The organism is Nostoc sp. T09 (genome assembly GCF_002154695.1).
In the GTDB taxonomy this organism is placed as follows: domain Bacteria; phylum Cyanobacteriota; class Cyanobacteriia; order Cyanobacteriales; family Nostocaceae; genus Aulosira.
The window spans coordinates 44175-61990 of sequence record NZ_MTAV01000004.1 but is presented as its reverse complement, the minus strand read 5'-3'; the positions used below and the strand labels follow the sequence as shown (position 1 = coordinate 61990).

The following is a 17816-nucleotide window of genomic DNA, read 5'->3' as shown; positions in this document are numbered from 1 at the left end:
GCGAAGCTAGGTACACTTCTACCTTTTTTGTTCCCTGTCTCCTACCTCTACTTTGTAAGTTGAGGAATCAAATCAGATTGCTATAGTACCAATAACTACTAGTGTTCTAGGCAAAAGCTATGAACAAAACTTTTTTTCATCTTGCCTTTCCTGTAACCAACATTGCCGAGACAAAAGCATATTATGTCGATGGCTTGGGCTGTATTTCTGGCCGTGAAAACCCTCACGCCTTAATTCTCAATTTATACGGTCATCAGTTGGTAGCTCACGTCACCAAAGAACCTTTGACACCGCAACGCGGTATCTATCCCAGACACTTTGGGCTAGTTTTTACTACCGAAAAAGACTGGCAAGATTTACTAGAAAGAGCACAACAGCAAAAGCTACTTTTTCGAGAAGAACCCAAAAACCGCTTTGTTGGTTTACCTCTAGAGCATCACACTTTCTTTTTAGAAGATCCCTTTTACAACTTAATGGAGTTCAAATATTACCGTCACCCAGAGGCAATTTTTGGAAGTTCTGAGTATTCGCAAATTGGGGATAGGGTTTAATCGGCTCTGCCAATGTTTCTGCTACTACTGACAAACACCTAGAATCTGACAGCATCCAAGGGTGTAATGCCACAGGCAATATTACCTCTTTTCCCAATGGTATTTGTGAACTCTTGGCTGGAACTATCATCAAATCATAAGGAGTCCAGATTGATGTGAAATTTAGCTCTTTCAACATCGCCACATCAGAATTCAAATCTTTGAGAAAAGCACTGTTGGGGCGCATTTGCACACAACCTGGTCGTTGGGAACCATAAGCAATTACAGTGCCATTGTGGGGCGAAGAAATCGTAATAAACCGCTGTACACGCTTAATTCCCTCAAGTCGCTGGATATAGTAACGACTGACAATTCCTCCCATGCTGAAAGCAACTAGATCCAGTGGTTGTTCTGGTGGAAATTCTTTGGCTACATAATTGGCTACCTGTTTTGCCAACTCATCCAAACCTACAGCACCATTATTGGGCACTAGATCTAAGGCATATACAGACCAACCTAGTTGTTTTAAATATTTCCCCAATCTATAGAAAACTGCCCCTGTGTCATCAATGCCATGTACTAACAACACGGGATTTCGCTGCTGATTGTTAGTGTTCATTTCCAAATCTCTGCCGATCGCTTCTGTAGAAAATTTAACTGAGTCCCATTGTTACTTACAAATAACCTATGACACTCGTTTGGCTGGTTAAACGCAAGCTAATGTTTTTAACTAACAATCGCTATTTAGCAAATAAATAATTGTTAATTTTTATTACGCTACCTTTCAGAATCTTGCCCTGAGTTACAGTAAAATTTAATAATTAATTCTTGGTGTATGCATTGTATGCAGGTTGCAGGTGCTTGCAAAAATGAGTTGAAAAGACTTGCGCTGTATTATTACTACAATGTTAATTAAGTACAAACTCAATAATGGTTGTCATCCTAATTTTGGATCACACGAAGTAAAAAAATGTAACATAATGTCGTAATTTTTAACAATTGCGGTCAAAATCCTAGATATAAAAGGCAGGAGAGATTGTAATGGATTTTATCAAAAAGTTGATTTCAGGTATTGTCAGTTTTCTGACTGGACTATTACCAGGAAAAAATAAGAAAAGCAATGGTTACTACTTGGAACTCGATGAATCCAAGGATGCAAACCCTCTAGCTGCGGTTAAAGAGGCTGCTAAAGAAGTAGCAGATAATGCAAAGAAAGCAGCAGAAACCGTTACACAGAGCGCTAAGAAAGCAACAGAAAGCGTTGCCGAGAGTGCTAAGAAAGCAACGGAGACAGTAGCAGATAATGCTAAGAAAGTACCAGAAACCGTTAAATCAGATGCTGCTGCGCCATCCAAGCCAGCGTCATTGAACGGCACAAAAGCTGCTGCATCTAAATCTAAGAAAAAATCAGATAAAGAGCCAAAACCAGCTGATGTGAAGCTAGTCCAGACTGCTGAAGGTCTGACGATTGAACCAGGCAATAATGAAAAAGCCGCATCAGCCAAAGTAGTCAAAGAAGCACCAAAAGAAACCACCTTCGCACCCAAATATGTTGCTGCTTCCGTTGCTAGCACTAACGGTCGCCGCCGTCCAGGAGCTAATATGAGTGCTTACTTAGACATGGCTCGTCAAGTCAAAACTCCTGGCTAGATTGACGCATTAGGCGTTGCTAATTATCCCCATCTATGTGCTGGGTAAGGTTTGAAAATACAAGTCCACTATATAAATGAAATGCTGGGTCCCAATTAGTCTTATCTCTACGAAAGAGGTGAATGTGAGACTGGATGTTACCCAGCATTTCTGTTTGATCTAATATTGTCTCTGCAAAGGGTGTGAAATCTGACCAGACTTTAACGTGAGGTAGTTGCTGTTCAAGCCATTCACCTAAAAGATTCCAATTAATTCTGATGGTATTTTGGCTAGTTTGAGGAGTGATTTCTAATCCTTGCTGGAATTCATAGCCTTTATCAGAAATTCTTAAAATACAACGCCTACCTGGTAAGTGTAAATCACAAAATTGCGCATAGTCTTGGGTTTGAGTTTTGCGTTCTAGTTTACGGTGCGCATCAACATCTACAACTTGCTCAAAAATGGGCAATAGTCCCGCCACCCGTGCTTTGACTTCTGACAAGTTAAATGTCAGAGAACCGACTTGATTTGCCTGGTTTTGGCAAACAACAGTAGTATTAGCGGCAGATTCTACAAAATAATTGACTTGGAAAACTTGAATTTGTTGAATTGCAGCGATTGTTGCCCAAAAGCAAGGAATCCCAGCTTTCTGTAGTTGGGTACCGTAAAACTTAAGTTCTCCTATTTGTCCAGTGCGATATAACTTCCAGCCGCGACTGGGTAAAGTTAACCTTGCAGTGTAGGCGTCAATTTGTAATATTTGGGCAAATTTGGGAGCTGCTTGGGCTTTTAGTTCATTATTTAGAGGTTCTAAGACGAGTACGCCTAATTCTGTATTACTAGGTTCAGTTGTTGCTTGGGCGATCGCTCTTTGTCTTGCCTCTTGTTCTATTTCTTTAAGTCGCTGCAAACCTTGACGTGCTTGCGCCAAGATTTTGGTATTGGTTGTACTTTGCAGCAGTTGTCGGTAAATTTTTTCTGCATCTTGGAACTTTTTTGATACTTCATGCAGCCGTCCCAGATAAAATTGCACCCAAGGATTTTCTGGTGATTCTTTTAACAGCTGTTTGAGTAATTTAGCAGCTGTGTGATAGTCTTTACGCTCAAAGGCAGTAGCAACTTGCTCAATCATCACTTTGTTTACATCCACAACACAAGGATGTCCCGCGCCTTTGCGTCTATGCGCCTACCCTGCGGGAAGCCGCTTCGCGTCTATGCGTGAGATATACATCCTTTATACTTCACAAGCTGCGGAAACTAGTGATAAAGCCACTACTGGCGCAGTTACGGCTCTTAAGATCCGACGGCCAAGGGAAACTGCTTGAAATCCTGCCGCGATCGCACTTTCTATTTCTTGTTGTGTCCATCCACCTTCTGGTCCAGTGGCGATCACAATTGTTCCTTGTCCTTGGTGCTGTAAGCAATTTTTTATGTGTGGTAAGTTACCACGAGCCTCACAGATATATTGCTGGCTATTTTCAAATGACAAACTACTGCTAAAAGCCACAGGTTCTAAAATTGTCGGTACAAAAGCGCGCTCTGATTGTTCCGCAGCTTCCGCCGCAATCCGCCGCCAGCGTTCGAGTTTTTGGGGGCTGGGTTGCAGCAAAGTCCGATCGCTCAATACTGGGGCAATAGTTGTTACTCCCAACTCTGTACAACACCTTACTACTTCATCAAACCCATTACCTTTTGGTAAAGCTACCATCAGGGTAATTGATACAGGTAATTCAGTTTCCACCAGCAGAGGTTCTAATACCTGCCCTTGCTCCCCTACTAGCTGCGTCAACCACCATTTACCCCTACCATCCATAGCAATAAAACGATCGCCTTCACGCAACCGTAACACCCGCGCTAGGTAATGTTGTTGCTCTTTAGTGAGTAAAATTTGCCCTTGTTGGAGTTGAGAAGGTGCGATCGCAATTCGTTGTAGTTGAGACATGGGATTTTCCGCACTGTGGGAGTAGGAATGATTTGTTTGCTTTCCAGAGTAACTTCGGCTCGAAATGAAGTATCTGCCTATATGTTCATAAAAACATTAAAATCAGATAAAACCACTTCAGTAGTTTCTCGTAAGTATGCGGAATCAAAGCTAGGAGTGAGAAACGATGCAGGTAATTAATTGAGCTTGGAGAACGATTCTGGATGAGCAACGATAGCCAGATTAGAATTCTGTTTTTGATAGCTGAACCTACTAATACTGCTAGGCTGCGTTTACAAGAAGAGTTACGAGAAATCAAACAAAGGCTGCTACTAGCCAATCAGCGAGAAAGATTTCAGCTAGAGTTCGGATTTTCTGCACGTTCAGAAGATGTCAGCCAAGAACTACTGCATTTTCAGCCTCATATTGTGCATTTTTCTGGACATGGCACAAGTACTGGTGAGCTTTGCTTTGAAGATAAATTGGGTAAAATGCAGCCCGTAAAGCCTGAAGCTTTAGCTGCGTTGTTTGAATTAGTAGCCAATCAAGTTCAGTGCGTGGTTCTAAATGCTTGTTATTCAGATATTCAAGCCAAAGCTATTGCCCAGCATATCCCGTTTGTAATTGGCATGAATACAGCAATTGGCGATCAAGCTGCGATCGCTTTTTCTGTTGGTTTTTATAAAGCGCTAGGTGCAAATCGCTCACCTGAGGAGGCTTTTAAGTTTGGGTGTGTAGAGATTCAACTAGAAAACATTCCCGAACAATTAACCCCAATCCTGCGTAAAAAGATAGTAAGCCAATCTCCTGATGATTTCTATGTAGAACGCCCTCCCACTGAGCAGCGCTGTTATGAAGCGATTAGGCAGCTAGGTGCCCTAATCCGAATTAAAGCGCCTGACAAGATGGGGAAAACATCCCTGATGAACAGGATTCTCACTTATGCAAGAGCGAATAACTTTCAAACCGTAACTTTGAGTTGTCGGCGCTTAGTAAATCGTCAAGTTGCGACTGATATAGAGAGATTCTTACAGTCATTCTGTGCTGTTATTAGTAACGAGCTAGGGTTAACTAATAAGGTAAATGAGTATTGGGATAATCAACTGACTCCTATTTATAACAGTAGCGAATACTTTAAAAAATACCTATTACCCAACACATCTCGTGATTTCGTACTAGCGTTGAATGACGTTGATTTAATTTTTGAACACCATGAACTTGCCCAAGACTTTTGTAATCTGCTCCGCAGTTTTCACGATATGGCAAGACGCGGCGATGCAAATAGCAAGATTTGGGAAAAACTTCGTTTGATAATTGTCCATTCTACGGAATTTTATACATCTTTAGATATCAATAACTCACCACTTGCTAATGTGGGTTTAGTGGTAGATTTACCTGAATTTAGTCGGGAGCAAGTACAACTGTTACTCAAGTCTTATCAGATGAATTGGAAAAGCCAAAAGATTGAGCAACTGATGGCTATGGTGGGCGGACATCCTTATCTGCTAAAAATTAGCATTGATGAAATTAAGTTTAATAACAAGACATTTGAGCAATTTTTAAAAGAAGCACCTACCCTATCTGGAGCATTCAGTGACCATCTGCGCGAACTTTTGGAACAACTTGAAAATAATTCAGATTTGAGAACAGCATTTAGTCAAGTTATATCGGCTGATGCAGAAACTCAGGTTAAGTTACATCCAAGAATTGCAAAATCTTTACAGCGTTTGGGATTGATAAAGTTAGACGTAATTTTTGCCAAGCCGCGTTGTAAATTATATCGGCTTTATTTCCAAATGTACCTTTAACAAATAGCAGATAGGTAAAAATTAACAATGAATCAACCAGAAAAATATTATCAAGTTGGTGGAACTTTAAAACCTGATGTTCCTAGTTATATAGAAAGACAAGCTGATAAAGATCTTTATGAGATGCTGAAAAACGGAAATTTTTGCTATGTATTCAACTCTCGACAAATGGGTAAGTCCAGCTTACAGGTAAGAGTGTGTAAAAGGTTAGAAGCCGAAGACTTTAGATGTGTTGTAATCAGCCTAGAAATTCTTGGGACTAAAGGATTTAACCAAGAGCAGTGGTATGATACTTTAATCAAAAATATAGTAGATAAACTGGATTTACAAAGAGAGCAATTGTCAACTTTATTTCAAGATAACAAACGGCTCACTCCTTTAAATAAATTAGTTGATTTTTTTGAGAAAATTTTATTAGCAAAAGTTAATAATAATATTGTTATTTTTATAGATGAAATTGATAAGGTTCTCAGTTTAGATTTTCCAACTGATGATTTTTTTAGCTTTATCCGTTATTGCTATAATCAACGTGCTAATAACCGAAAATATGAACGAATTACCTTTGCATTATTAGGAGTAGCTACGCCATCTCAATTGATAAAAGATACGCGACGCACACCTTTTAATATTGGCGAAGCAATTCAATTAAATGGTTTTTCCTTTCAAGAAGCTCGACCTTTAACTCAAGGCTTAGAAAGCAAAGTAAATGACTTGAAAATTGCCGAAGAAATTCTCCAGGAAGTACTGAAATGGACTAGTGGACAACCATTTCTCACACAAAAGATATGTGAAATTATTGTAGATGATGAAAATGTGATTCCTAGTGAGGCAAAGCTACTATCTAAATGGATAGAAGAATTAGTAAAATCACGGATAATTGATAACTGGGAATTTCAAGATGAACCGCAACATTTAAGAACTATACGTGACAGGATTATTAATAGTAAAGAACCTATGATTAAGTTGCTTAAGTTCTATTTAGAAATTTTGCAATACCATGATTTACCCAGTAATAACAGTCCAGAACAGAGTGAACTAGTTTTATCCGGTTTGCTAGAAGAGACAGCTGGAAAATTAAACGTTTATAACCCCATTTATAAATCTGTTTTTGATTCTAACTGGGTTGCTGAAATGCTTGCCGATATGCGACCTTATGAAGAAGAATTACTAGGATGGTTATCTTCTAATAGTCAAGATAAATCCTGGCTATTACAGGGTCACGAATTACAAAAAGCAATTAAATGGTGTAATGATAAAAATTTGACAATAGAAGATTATCAATTTATTAATGCTAGCCAAGAGTTAGAAATAAATAATCTCAGAACTAGCCAAAATTTACAAATCGCTGATTTAAAAAATCAAATTATAGAATCTAAGCGCTTTCAGCGCTTATTTGCAGGAATAACTGCAAGTCTGATGATTTTTACTGGGGTAATTACATTTCAATTGAAGGAAAAAATTCAATCAGTCTTCATTCCATATATTGAAGAGCCAGAACTATTTAGCCAAGGAGAAAAGTCTTTCTTTTTAGGAAATGGTAATTATTACCAAAATCAGGGTGTCGATGCTTTCAAACGAGGCAATTATACAGAAGCAATTAACCAATTCGCCAAAGCAAAAGAAATTGATAAAAATGATCCAGAAGGATTGATTTACTATAATAATGCCTTAGCGCATCGAAATGGTAATTATTTAACTTTAGCGGTTGCTGTACCCATTAACGCTAGAAGAGACATGGCAAAAGAAATATTGAGAGGAGTGGCACAAGCACAAGACGAATTTAATAATAATGCTGGGCATGGACTAAATAATCAATTATTGAATATTGTAATTGCTGATGATAAAAATGATAGAAGCTTAGGTGAAAGAGTTGCCCAACAATTCATTAAAGATGCAAATGTTTTAGGCGTAATTGGACACAGTGGAAGCTCGGTTAGTGAGGTGGCACTTGCTAAATATAAAGATGCTAATTTAGGGATGATATCTCCAACAAGCACTAGTACAGAATTAAGTATGGAAAAATATAAAGTTTTTTTTAGAACCGTTCCTTCTGATGCAAAAGCTGGTGAACAATTAGCCGAATATGCTATCAAAAATGCCATTAACAAAGTTGTTATTTTTTATAAAGCTGAGGATACATATAGTGAAAGCTTAAAGCAAGCTTTTCAAACAGCGTTTGAAAACAAAGGTGGCAAAGTTGTCCGAATTAGAAATTTGGCAGATCGAAATTTGAATGCATCTTATGAAGTGTATCGCAGCGTAGTTGAAGATGAAGCTAATGCAGTTGTCTTTTTCCCAAATATAGAGCTAATTTCTACCGTAATCAACATGGCTCGAGCTCGCCAACAACCAAAAATACAAAAAATTTTTGGGAAAAATATCCCGTTATTGGGAGGAGATGCTTTGTATGGTGCAGATACTTTAACACAAGGTCAAAAGGCTCTTGAAAGTTTAGTTCTGCCGATTCCCTGGTTTCCTGAAGAATCCAATTCCACTGAAGAATCTTACTCAAAAAAATTTGCTAAACAAGCTTGTACGCAATGGGGAGGAGGTATTAGTTGGCGTACTGCTGCTAGTTATGATGCAACTCAGGCTTTTATTAAAGCTATTTCTGAGTTAAAAAATCCCACTCGACAAACTATAGTTGAAAAGCTCAAATCGATTATACTGCCACCTGAGAAAACTTCAGGAGATGCACTTACTTTTCAAAATGGTGAACGGGATAAAAAACCAGTCCTTGTTAAAGTAGTTCCTGGTAGCGGTGATGATTGCGTTGGTGCCCAAGGAGGTGGATATCACTTTCAAAAAGTTGATGAAAATTCATCTTCGTCGTCTTCTGTTCTACCCCTCACCATTCGTGATGAGGGGGTTAAGAATAAAATTGCTAACTAGAGATTCTGTAAATAAGCCTCCAGCGCCTCGTTAACTAGCTCAGTCATCGGCTTACCTTGGCTAGCTGCGGCAGCTTTGAGCTTGTCATAAATCTCATGTTGCAGGCTAACACGACGCCGCGTTTTATAAGTGGCAATTGTAGTATTCGCGATCGCCACTTCTTGTCCTTCACTTTCTACGGTTATTGAGTCTGCCATTGTCTCTATCAAACCATCGCTATCGTCTGTAATTTCAAGCGATGCAACAGTTTGAGTTTCGTAATTAGCAGCAAATTCGCGGATGGCATCAAAACCGAGGCGATCGCAAAAATCCCCAAAGTTTTCTTCAGGCTTTCTCGATTGCTTAAAGTAGACAAAAATCGGTTCTAGTTGAGTTTCCAGGTCATTATGGTGTAGCCGTTCCATGTAAGGCTGTGCTAGCCGCGTCTGATTTGGCGAACCGCCCAACCATAGTTGGTAACTTTCCGGCGCACTTCCAACAAAACCCAATTCAGCCATGTAAGGACGAGCGCAGCCATTGGGACAGCCTGTCATCCTTACCACAAACTGTTCGTTTTGTAAACCCACTTTATTCAAAACTGTGGTAATCCGTTCTAAAATGCCTGGGATTGCCCGTTCTGATTCAGTGATTGCTAAAGCGCAAGTTGGCAAAGCCGGACAAGCCATTGACAACCGTTCTAAAGGTGCAATTTGGCTGGGATCAGAGACAACACCACGACGGTCGAGAATTTCTTGAATCGTGGGTTTATCTTCTGGTGCAATTTCGCAAAAAATCAGGTTTTGGTGGGGTGTGAGGCGGATGGGCAAGTTAAATTGCTCAACAATTTCCCGTAAGGCAGTTTTTAGTTGAAACGAACCTTCGTCCTTAACTCGACCATTATCAATGGAAATACCTAAGAATAGCTTGCCATCGCCTTGTTCATGCCATCCCAGGAAATCTTGGTATTTAAATTCTGGCAGGGGTTTGAAAGGAGCAATGGATTTCCCAAAATATTCCTCGACCTTAGCGCGGAACTTATCTACGCCCCAATCGTGAATTAAATATTTTAATCTGGAGTGACGGCGGTCAGAGCGATCGCCATAATCTCTTTGGGTGGCAACAATTGCTTTTACGATGTCGTAAACATCATCCTTTGCTACATAGCCAATGGGATCTGCTAGCCTAGCGAATGTTTCTTCTTTATTGTGTGTCCGCCCTAAGCCACCACCAGCAAACACGTTAAATCCTTCTAGTTTGCCTTTCTTATTGGTAATTACTACTAAGGTGAGGTCTTGGGAATATAAATCAATTGAATTATCCCCTGGCACTGTGACGCAAACCTTGAATTTGCGTGGCATATAGTAAGTGCCATAGATGGGTTCTTCGGAATTGTTGATTAGTGTTCCATTACCATCACTTTGTCGCGCTGCTTTCACCTCTGGGCTTTCCTCAGCGCTAATTGCTTTTTCGCCATCTAGCCAGATTTCGTAATAAGCACCAGTTTGCGGGGACAACAAGTCAGCGACATTCTGGGCATATTCCCAAGCGTACTGGTACTCTGGGCGATTCTTCCAAGGAACTGGGGGAGCCATGACATTGCGGTTGACATCGCCACAAGCGCCCAAAGTGGAACCCAAATTATTCACAATAGAAGCGATCGCAGCTTTGAGATTCTTCTTTAAAATCCCGTGTAGCTGAAATCCTTGACGGGTAGTGGCCCGCAGCGTGTGGTTCCCATATTCATCAGCCAGCTTATCTAAAGCAAGATACAGCTGCGGCGGCACTAATCCACCCGGATTTTTCGTCCGCAGCATAAACTGGTAATCTTTCTCCTGCCCCTTGGCGCGATTATCACGGTTATCTTGCTGATAAGATCCGTGAAACTTCAGCAGTTGCACTGCATTTTCGCTAAAGTGAGTAGTGTCCTGAAGTATCTCTGTTGCTACGGGTTCACGCAAAAAATTACTGTTTTCCTTGATTCCTTCTACTTTGGAAGGCTTACGGCTGGCGATCGGGGAAGGAGGAGATTTAACCATTAGAGTTGTAGACTGTTCTCAATAAGGCATCAGTAGACGCCGAAGCTGCAAATTTCAAAGCACCTATTCGGCTAGATGATCCCCGGAAATCCGGTCGGAATTATGAGGAATATTTTAATTTTAACATGGCAAAAAGCCGGCTTTGTTAGTGATGCAACACTTAACAAAACCAGCATACCAGTATATATGGTTGTGCCAAACTATGACATTTTGAACTTTAGAACAAACAACTGACTTCCCTTGTCCCTACAAGAATATTTATTTTCTATCCTCTGCGCGTCTATGCGGTTCGTTAATGAGTTGCTTTATTTAAAGCGATAACCAAGACCACCTTGGATGCTAACAGCAGAAGCAGGGCTATTTTGATATGTTTTCATACCAACAGTGGCATTGCTGTAGACAAGAAAGTTTTTCGCGACTTCAGATTCTACACCAGCGGTTAGCGCTACCCCATCTCTGTCACCTAGGGGAGATTGTTTGCCCTCAGCCTCGACCAATGAGTAACCAGCACCTAAAAATACGTTGGTTCCCTTAGCAATGGGCGCGTCTACAGAAATTTGGGGGATAATGGCAGTCGTCTGATTATCGCCGGTGCCAAATAGGATTTGAGTACGTGCAGAAAATGGGGTAGGTCCCAATTTTAAGCGGCCTGATATGTTACCACCAAATTGAGAATCTTGACCCAGTTGACCGCCATCAGTCACGCCAGATGCAACACCAGCACCAATATAGCTAGCATCAGTACCTTTTTGTGTTTGCGCAGAAGCTTGACCAGCATTTAGAAAAAGAGGAGCAACTACTAAAGAAGACAATGCAGAAATTGTAAGAAAAGACTTGAGAAAACCTTTCATAATCTTCACCAAATATTGTATTTTATTGCTGTTAAATTACTAGTCGAAAATGCATAAAAAATGTTCCTATTTGATTGACAATTTTTACTGCAATTTTTATGTTATTTGTTATTGGTTAGTTGTTGCAAGGCTTTGGTGTAATGAATCATGACTTTTGTCATAGATTTCTTTGCTGATGGGTACTGACTACTAATCAAATCAAGAGTTCCCTTGTGTGTGAATATTGTTACTAAATATTTGATGTTATTGATGCCTGTAAATGACAATTTCTACAGCAATCGCAGCTTTAAATAAAAGCCCTATAATTACACCCTATTATTGTGTTATCCGGGATTTTTTGCTCAAAGTAGACGCTTTTCAAACTGGCACAATAATTAATAAGAAAAATTAGCGGAGATTGGTAAGAGAAAATCATCTATGAATCTTATGCTGAGAACATTTCTATCCTGGATAAAACAGTAGGTTGTAGCAGCTATGGCAACAAGCTTTAGGCAGAATCTATAAAGTTAAGTTTTGGAGACTTCTATGGAGACTGAATAATGCTAACCGCTGCAAAAACGTTGTCTGGATTGATGGGTTTATGTATCGGTGATGCGTTGGGTGTACCAGTGGAGTTTACTAGCCGCGCTGAACGAGTTAAATCTCCAGTCACGAAGATGCTGGGTTATGGCACATGGAATCAACCACCAGGGACTTGGTCAGATGATAGTTCGTTGACGTTTTGCTTGGCAGAAAGTCTTTGTAGAGGCTATTCGTTAGATGCTATAGCCAATTCCTTCTGGCGCTGGTACAAAGCCGCTTACTGGACTCCCCGTGGTGAACTATTTGATATTGGCAATACTACCCATGCAGCGATTATGCGCTTGAAACAAGGCATATTACCTCGGGAAGCAGGGGGAAAAATTGAAAATACCAATGGCAATGGTTCGTTGATGAGAATTCTGCCAATGGCTTACTATCACAAAAGCTTAAGTTTCAGCGAATTGATTGCACGAGTACATGATGTTTCTGCAATTACCCATGCCCATGCGCGATCGCAAATGGCTTGTGGCATTTATATTAGTATTGCCGTTGCCTTGCTAGAAGGGGCTGATCTACAAGCAGCTTATTTGCAAAGTTTAGACAAAATCCAGTCAATTTATTCTGTACGGGAATATTTGTTGGAAAAACCGCATTTTGCCAGAATCTACAGTGGTGAAATTGGCAAGCTGCCAGTAGAAGAGATTAATTCTGGTGGCTATGTAATTGATACCTTAGAGGCTTCGCTGTGGTGTTTGTTAAATAGCTCATCTTATTCTGAGACAGTACTGAAAGCAGTAAACTTAGGTGGAGATACGGATACTACCGCTGCGGTGACTGGTGGATTAGCAGGAATTTATTACGGGGTGGAGAATATTCCCCAAGAATGGATTAACCAAATCGCCCGCAAACAAGACATTATTAACCTGGCAAAGCGTTTTGCGGCTGCTGTGTTCAGCTAATTGGCAATTGTGAATCAGTAACAAAATTATTCAATAAATTACCCCATCTCCTAGGAAAGTAGAAAGATGGGGAAAGTAATTTTGATAAATTGCCTACTGCTCAACCTTCATCTGTTCAGATATCCATTGCAAGTAGGGTTGAGAACCTGCAAGAATTGGTAAAGCAATAACTTCTGGCACCACATAGGAGTGCATTTCCCGGATTTTGGCTTCAACAGTAGGAAATTGCGCCAAATCAGTTTTGATTAACAACTGCCATTCATCTTCTGCGTTTATCTCCCCTTCCCAGGTATAAACCGAGTGGATGGGCAATATACTCACACAAGCAGCGAGTTTAGCTTCCACAAGGGCATTTGCGATCGCTTTTGCCTCTTGGACGTTGGCAGCTGTCGTCAATACCACACCATAGCCAGCAGGTATTTCCATAAAATCTAAACCGGAGACAAGGAATATACCTGACCATCAATCAACAGCCGCGTGATGCCTTTAGCTTGGAGATGAGTACGAGCCTTGTGCAGCATTTTACTATCGGGCACTTTAATCACGCGATCGCGCTTGGTAGAAAAGCGCTTGGCTACGCGGTGGTTATCGAACACTGGGAGAGTTCTTTGCTGCGTTTCCAGGCTGGGAATTTGCCCCAAGTCACCAAAGTCTCTCAGCGGTCGGGTAATTAACTCTGAGGATCTGTCGATGACCAAATAGCAAGTTTTGGGCAAGTGCGCTGAAGACAATGGCAATACCTGAACTGGTGCTTCACCAGGCCGGCGTCTTGTAACTAGAGGTCTTGGCTCCTCAAAGTCATCTTCCTCATCCTCTTCCTCGAAGTCATCGTCTTCGTCTAAATCGTCCTCTAAATCGTCCAAATCCTCTGACTCATCTAGCAAGTCTTCACCTAGCATTTGGGCGAAGACGTTTGCTTCTGGAGGCTCATCATCTTCTAGCAAGGGACTGGAAATACTGGCAATTTCTGGCCGCTTGGGACTGGGAATGCTGGTCACTTCCGGTGGCTTGGGGCTGGGAAGACTAACTATTTCTGGCAGCTTAGGACTGGGGATGCTTGCAACGTCGGGTAACTTTTTGGGTAAAATTTCTAGCTGCTCTGCTGCTGGAGACTTCGATTTTGTCTCAGCTGAAGAGCGCCGCCGCACCCGTCTGATAGCAGGGGTTGATTCTCTACTATCTTCATCTTCTGGAGACCCTGCTACTACTTCCTCTGGCTCAACCTCAGGCAACGTTAAGGGACGGTTGTCGTTGCTTGGAATTTCTTTTTCTGGCTGTGGCTGACTCAACAGCGGTAACTGCTCATAGTTGACCTGCGCCCTGCCTTCAGGAGTTCTAGCAGCACGTTTTAAGGAAACGAGGTATTCGTACTCGTCTTCTGGCAAGGTACTTTTAAGCAAGCGGCTAATTGTCGAGTTACTAACGCCATAGTGTTCCGCCAAAGTTGAGGTGGTTTCGGCAGTTTCTCGATATAACTTCAGAATTTCTTGTTTGTCAGAATCGGTTAATTTTCTCACGGTAGATACCAAAAATCTTTTTCTAAGCTCGTTTTCGTCCTCGCTCCCGCCGCGATCGGCTCAATGATGCGTCATATTCTAAAACAGCGCCCATGCCAAATAAAACTCCACTAAAAACCCAAAACACTTCTAATATTTCTCCACTTTGATAATTAGGAATCGAATTGGTGGCGTATTTAAACCACATATCTGCAATGTAGAGTGAAAACGCTGCGGCTGCAATCATTCTCCAAGACTGGGCAACTCTTCCTCCCCAAAACGCTAAGAGCAAAGTTGTAGCGATAATTAAAATAGCCACATCGCTAACTACGTAAAACCAATTCAAAATAGTGCCTAGCAACTCAAGGGGTTTGGTCTGTTGCAGCGAAATCCACCAGGCTAATAAACTACCAAACACGCCAATCGCTAAGACAATTAGCCATTGCCATTTTTCTAGATTGATTCGCCTATGAGCCGCTGCCAAAATCATACCTGCACCAACAAACAGATAAGTTACTACAAAAAACACATCGCCAATAGAAACATCCGGTTCTTCTTTTAAGATTATTTCCGTATAACCGAAAAATATCCCCCCTAGGAAATAAGACAGCATACCTATGCCAATAGCGAGCCAAACATTTCGCCCACTGACAATTTGCGGACTACGCCAATTCCTCAAGCATAAGATACTGGAACCCAGGTAAGCTAATGCTTCAAAAATATTTGTACCAATTACATACCACTCGGCACGACTTTCTATGCCATCTGGTCCTGGAACTTTAGCGCTAAACAATAGATAGTATAGCAGTGCCAGTACAGCCCAGCCAACGCCAAGCAAGACGATATTCCCTGTGGTGAAAATAGATTTAGAACGGTAAGAATTTTCGTAAGAACTACTCATAGAGATTGACTATGTAAACACACTTTGGCAGTATTTTGACGTGCATGACTGTGTGGGAAGCAATTTATCTGAAAACCAACTAGTGCCATTGTGCGGAAGCCAAAAGTCAAAACTTAAAAGTCAAAAGACTCTTATTTCAGGCTTTTAGGCTGTTTTCAACGGTCTGTTGATTTATGCCATGCTGTACTACTCAATTGCTCTGCCAAAAAATACATAATCAGATGCCAAGAGCAACTATCAGTGGCAACAGTTTTTCCCACCTTGTCTATGCTATTGCCACAGTTTACTCATTGGAGATTGTTTTAGCCAACTGATAAACACCGATCGCTCTGCTTCTGGCATATCTTGTAACCGATCAACCACTGGATGGGCAAATTTAGCATTACCAAAATAGGTTTTGCCTAGCCTATGGAGTTCTTGTAAAAAGATAACTATATGATTTTCTTGCCAGGGAGGCAGACTGGTTGTATCGAGTGGATCTTGTTTGAGCAAAGATTTTAATCCTGCTGGAGAAGATGCTTGAGGAAGTTGCTTTTGCCGCATCATTTCCGCAATATCTTTCTCAAATAAAGCCGCTTGTCGAGCACCTAAAAAATCTTCAATGTCTACATACACAGCTTGCAACAGCAAAATACAGCCTTGAACAAAAATTCCTGTTTTGCTGTGACCACCTGTGTCACTACCTAGCTGCTCTAAACGGATTTTACCCCAGACACTATAGCGGTCTGGTTCTTCCAACAAAACACAGGCTTTACCTCGATGATCGGTTAGTTCTCTCCACAAGGCTCTAGCTTCTTCCTCTTGGCTAGCTTTAAAAACACTAATCAAGCGAAAGGTTTGCCCCTGATAGTGGAGAACTGGCATTGGCTGATCCCGCTTAGGGTGCTGAATGCTTGATATTTCTACATCCTGCCGTTTGAGAATAAACATGGCACTAGCAAATAACTCCTCACAGGGGCGTTCTCAATATGCGATCTATAATCCGATTTGACAGTATCGCCAAGAGTGCGATTACCTAGCATACTGTAGACCATTACCTCGCGATCGCAAGAGGCTAATCTACAGTACCCCGCCCAAACTTGATTTATATCAACACCCAAATAAGCCATTGACCACACAATATATCTAACAAATAGTCCATTTACTTCGTTTTTAGTGTACATTGACTAACTAGCGACTAGCATCTTAGCCTTCCCACTAGGAAATCTGCAATTTTCAATTGCTTCTTGGTAAGGGAAACGATATAATTAGATGAGTGACTCTTCTTAGAGCCATAGTATTATATTGGGCGCGTAGCTCAGTGGATAGAGCCACGGATTTCTAATCCGTTGGTCGCAGGTTCGAACCCTGCCGCGCTCGTTTTAGTTAAATACGAACCTTCAAGCAGTGTTTTTATGGTAATTTACCAATAGGCTGCAAATTCCATATCAATGCACCACACAAAAGACAAGGGTGATTTAGCTGCGGCTAAAGTCATAGCAGATTTAGTTGAAAAAGAATATTCTGTTTTTGTCCCAGTAGTAACTGAACATGCACCCTTTGATTTAATTGCCTACAAATATGGCAAATGTTACAGAATTCAAGCCAAATATAACAGTAGCGGCACAATTAAAAATAAAACCAATTGGGCGGATAAGAATGGGTGTCATGAGAGAAAGTACAAATCGGATGATTTCGACTTTTATGCTATTTACTTACCAGACATAGATAGAGTTATATATCCATCAATTAAATTTGGTGGTTGCCGCATCAGAATAACACCACCAAAATCACCCAGCCCTTTTTACTGGTGGGAAGATTTTAGAGAGTTTACAGAAGCAGCGCCTAAGCGAACTTATAAGGAATTCGGAGTTGATTTAACAACTAGAAAAGTTAATCCAGACTCTAGAATTAATACCAGAAAAGTAGAAAGACCATCAAAAGAAGAATTAGAAAAATTGGTATGGGAAAAACCAACAGCGCAAATCGGTAGAGATTTTGGTGTATCTGATAAGGCTGTAGAGAAGTGGTGTAAAGCTTATGGTATAGAAAAGCCACCTAGGGGATATTGGGTTAAGAAGGCTTTTGGAAAAGTAGAAGTATAGTTAAAAATCAACTATCGAGAATTCACTTTGTAACAATCACTCTTACGAATGTGTATTGCGTGGGGGATTATGGACAGCCATAGCAGAAATTCTTCTCTATTACATTACGAAGTAATAAATCCACAAAAATCAGTTTTTTAATAAAAATATCTTATTGTTTAGTTTAATCTAATAATTAATTCTATTATGTAACTTCTATGCAACTAGA

At 40.7% G+C, this 17816-nt stretch carries 15 protein-coding genes and 1 tRNA gene; 7 read left to right on the top strand and 9 right to left on the bottom strand.

The window, feature by feature from the left end:
* Positions 1 to 119 precede the first annotated feature (119 nt).
* A complete protein-coding gene (locus BV372_RS02795; protein WP_086682945.1) occupies positions 120 to 551 on the top strand; it encodes a VOC family protein in 432 nt (143 codons plus the stop codon).
* Here the strand turns inward: BV372_RS02795 and BV372_RS02790 are convergent.
* Positions 481 to 1149 (bottom strand): triacylglycerol lipase, encoded by a 669-nt coding sequence (locus tag BV372_RS02790; protein WP_086682942.1) that lies wholly within the window; start codon positions 1147 to 1149, stop codon positions 481 to 483. The genes BV372_RS02795 and BV372_RS02790 overlap by 71 nt on opposite strands.
* A 422-nt stretch (positions 1150 to 1571) precedes the next feature.
* Between BV372_RS02790 and BV372_RS02785 the strand changes: the two genes are divergently transcribed.
* On the top strand, positions 1572 to 2180 hold the full coding sequence (locus BV372_RS02785) for a hypothetical protein (RefSeq protein WP_086682939.1): 609 nt from the start codon (positions 1572 to 1574) through the stop codon (positions 2178 to 2180).
* 19 nt (positions 2181 to 2199) lie between these two features.
* Here the strand turns inward: BV372_RS02785 and BV372_RS02780 are convergent, their stop codons facing one another.
* Both BV372_RS02780 and BV372_RS02775 read right to left on the bottom strand, forming a co-directional pair.
* Positions 2200 to 3291, bottom strand: coding sequence for a tetratricopeptide repeat protein (locus tag BV372_RS02780; RefSeq protein ID WP_086682936.1), 1092 nt, complete (start codon positions 3289 to 3291; stop codon positions 2200 to 2202).
* A 102-nt stretch (positions 3292 to 3393) separates the two neighbouring features.
* A complete protein-coding gene (locus BV372_RS02775) occupies positions 3394 to 4101 on the bottom strand; it encodes a 16S rRNA (uracil(1498)-N(3))-methyltransferase (RefSeq protein WP_086682932.1) in 708 nt (235 codons plus the stop codon).
* A gap of 203 nt (positions 4102 to 4304) precedes the next feature.
* Between BV372_RS02775 and BV372_RS02770 the strand changes: the two genes are divergently transcribed.
* On the top strand, positions 4305 to 5888 hold the full coding sequence (locus BV372_RS02770; protein WP_086682929.1) for an AAA-like domain-containing protein: 1584 nt from the start codon (positions 4305 to 4307) through the stop codon (positions 5886 to 5888).
* Between the two features lie 27 nt (positions 5889 to 5915).
* Positions 5916 to 8780: an AAA-like domain-containing protein gene (locus tag BV372_RS02765; protein ID WP_086682926.1), complete on the top strand. Its 2865-nt coding sequence runs from the start codon at positions 5916 to 5918 to the stop codon at positions 8778 to 8780.
* Here the strand turns inward: BV372_RS02765 and sir are convergent.
* Positions 8777 to 10795 (bottom strand): sulfite reductase, ferredoxin dependent, encoded by a 2019-nt coding sequence (sir, locus tag BV372_RS02760; protein WP_086682923.1) that lies wholly within the window; start codon positions 10793 to 10795, stop codon positions 8777 to 8779. The two genes, BV372_RS02765 and sir, sit on opposite strands and share 4 nt — an antisense overlap.
* Before the next feature lie 305 nt (positions 10796 to 11100).
* Entirely contained in the window at positions 11101 to 11646 is a 546-nt protein-coding gene (locus tag BV372_RS02755) for an outer membrane beta-barrel protein (RefSeq protein ID WP_086682919.1), read from the bottom strand.
* A 539-nt stretch (positions 11647 to 12185) separates the two neighbouring features.
* On the opposite strand from BV372_RS02755, the gene BV372_RS02750 reads away from it, so the two are divergent.
* On the top strand, positions 12186 to 13127 hold the full coding sequence (locus BV372_RS02750; protein ID WP_086682916.1) for an ADP-ribosylglycohydrolase family protein: 942 nt from the start codon (positions 12186 to 12188) through the stop codon (positions 13125 to 13127).
* A gap of 93 nt (positions 13128 to 13220) precedes the next feature.
* Here BV372_RS02750 and cutA read toward each other — a convergent pair whose 3' ends face one another.
* The 4 genes from cutA to BV372_RS02730 form a co-directional block, all read right to left on the bottom strand.
* The gene (gene cutA, locus BV372_RS02745) at positions 13221 to 13553 is read right to left on the bottom strand and encodes a divalent-cation tolerance protein CutA (protein WP_086682913.1); all 333 of its coding nucleotides are present in this window, start codon (positions 13551 to 13553) and stop codon (positions 13221 to 13223) included.
* 5 nt (positions 13554 to 13558) lie between these two features.
* The gene (locus BV372_RS02740) at positions 13559 to 14644 is read right to left on the bottom strand and encodes a transposase (protein WP_086682910.1); all 1086 of its coding nucleotides are present in this window, start codon (positions 14642 to 14644) and stop codon (positions 13559 to 13561) included.
* Between the two features lie 22 nt (positions 14645 to 14666).
* The gene (locus BV372_RS02735; RefSeq protein ID WP_086682907.1) at positions 14667 to 15524 is read right to left on the bottom strand and encodes a hypothetical protein; all 858 of its coding nucleotides are present in this window, start codon (positions 15522 to 15524) and stop codon (positions 14667 to 14669) included.
* 270 nt (positions 15525 to 15794) lie between these two features.
* A complete protein-coding gene (locus BV372_RS02730; protein ID WP_086682904.1) occupies positions 15795 to 16454 on the bottom strand; it encodes an Npun_F0813 family protein in 660 nt (219 codons plus the stop codon).
* Positions 16455 to 16810: 356 nt separating this feature from the next.
* Between BV372_RS02730 and BV372_RS02725 the strand changes: the two genes are divergently transcribed.
* Positions 16811 to 16883, top strand: a tRNA-Arg gene (locus tag BV372_RS02725).
* A gap of 71 nt (positions 16884 to 16954) precedes the next feature.
* Complete coding sequence (locus tag BV372_RS02720; protein WP_086682901.1) at positions 16955 to 17608, top strand: group I intron-associated PD-(D/E)XK endonuclease; 654 nt, start codon at positions 16955 to 16957, stop codon at positions 17606 to 17608.
* Positions 17609 to 17816: the final 208 nt, after the last annotated feature.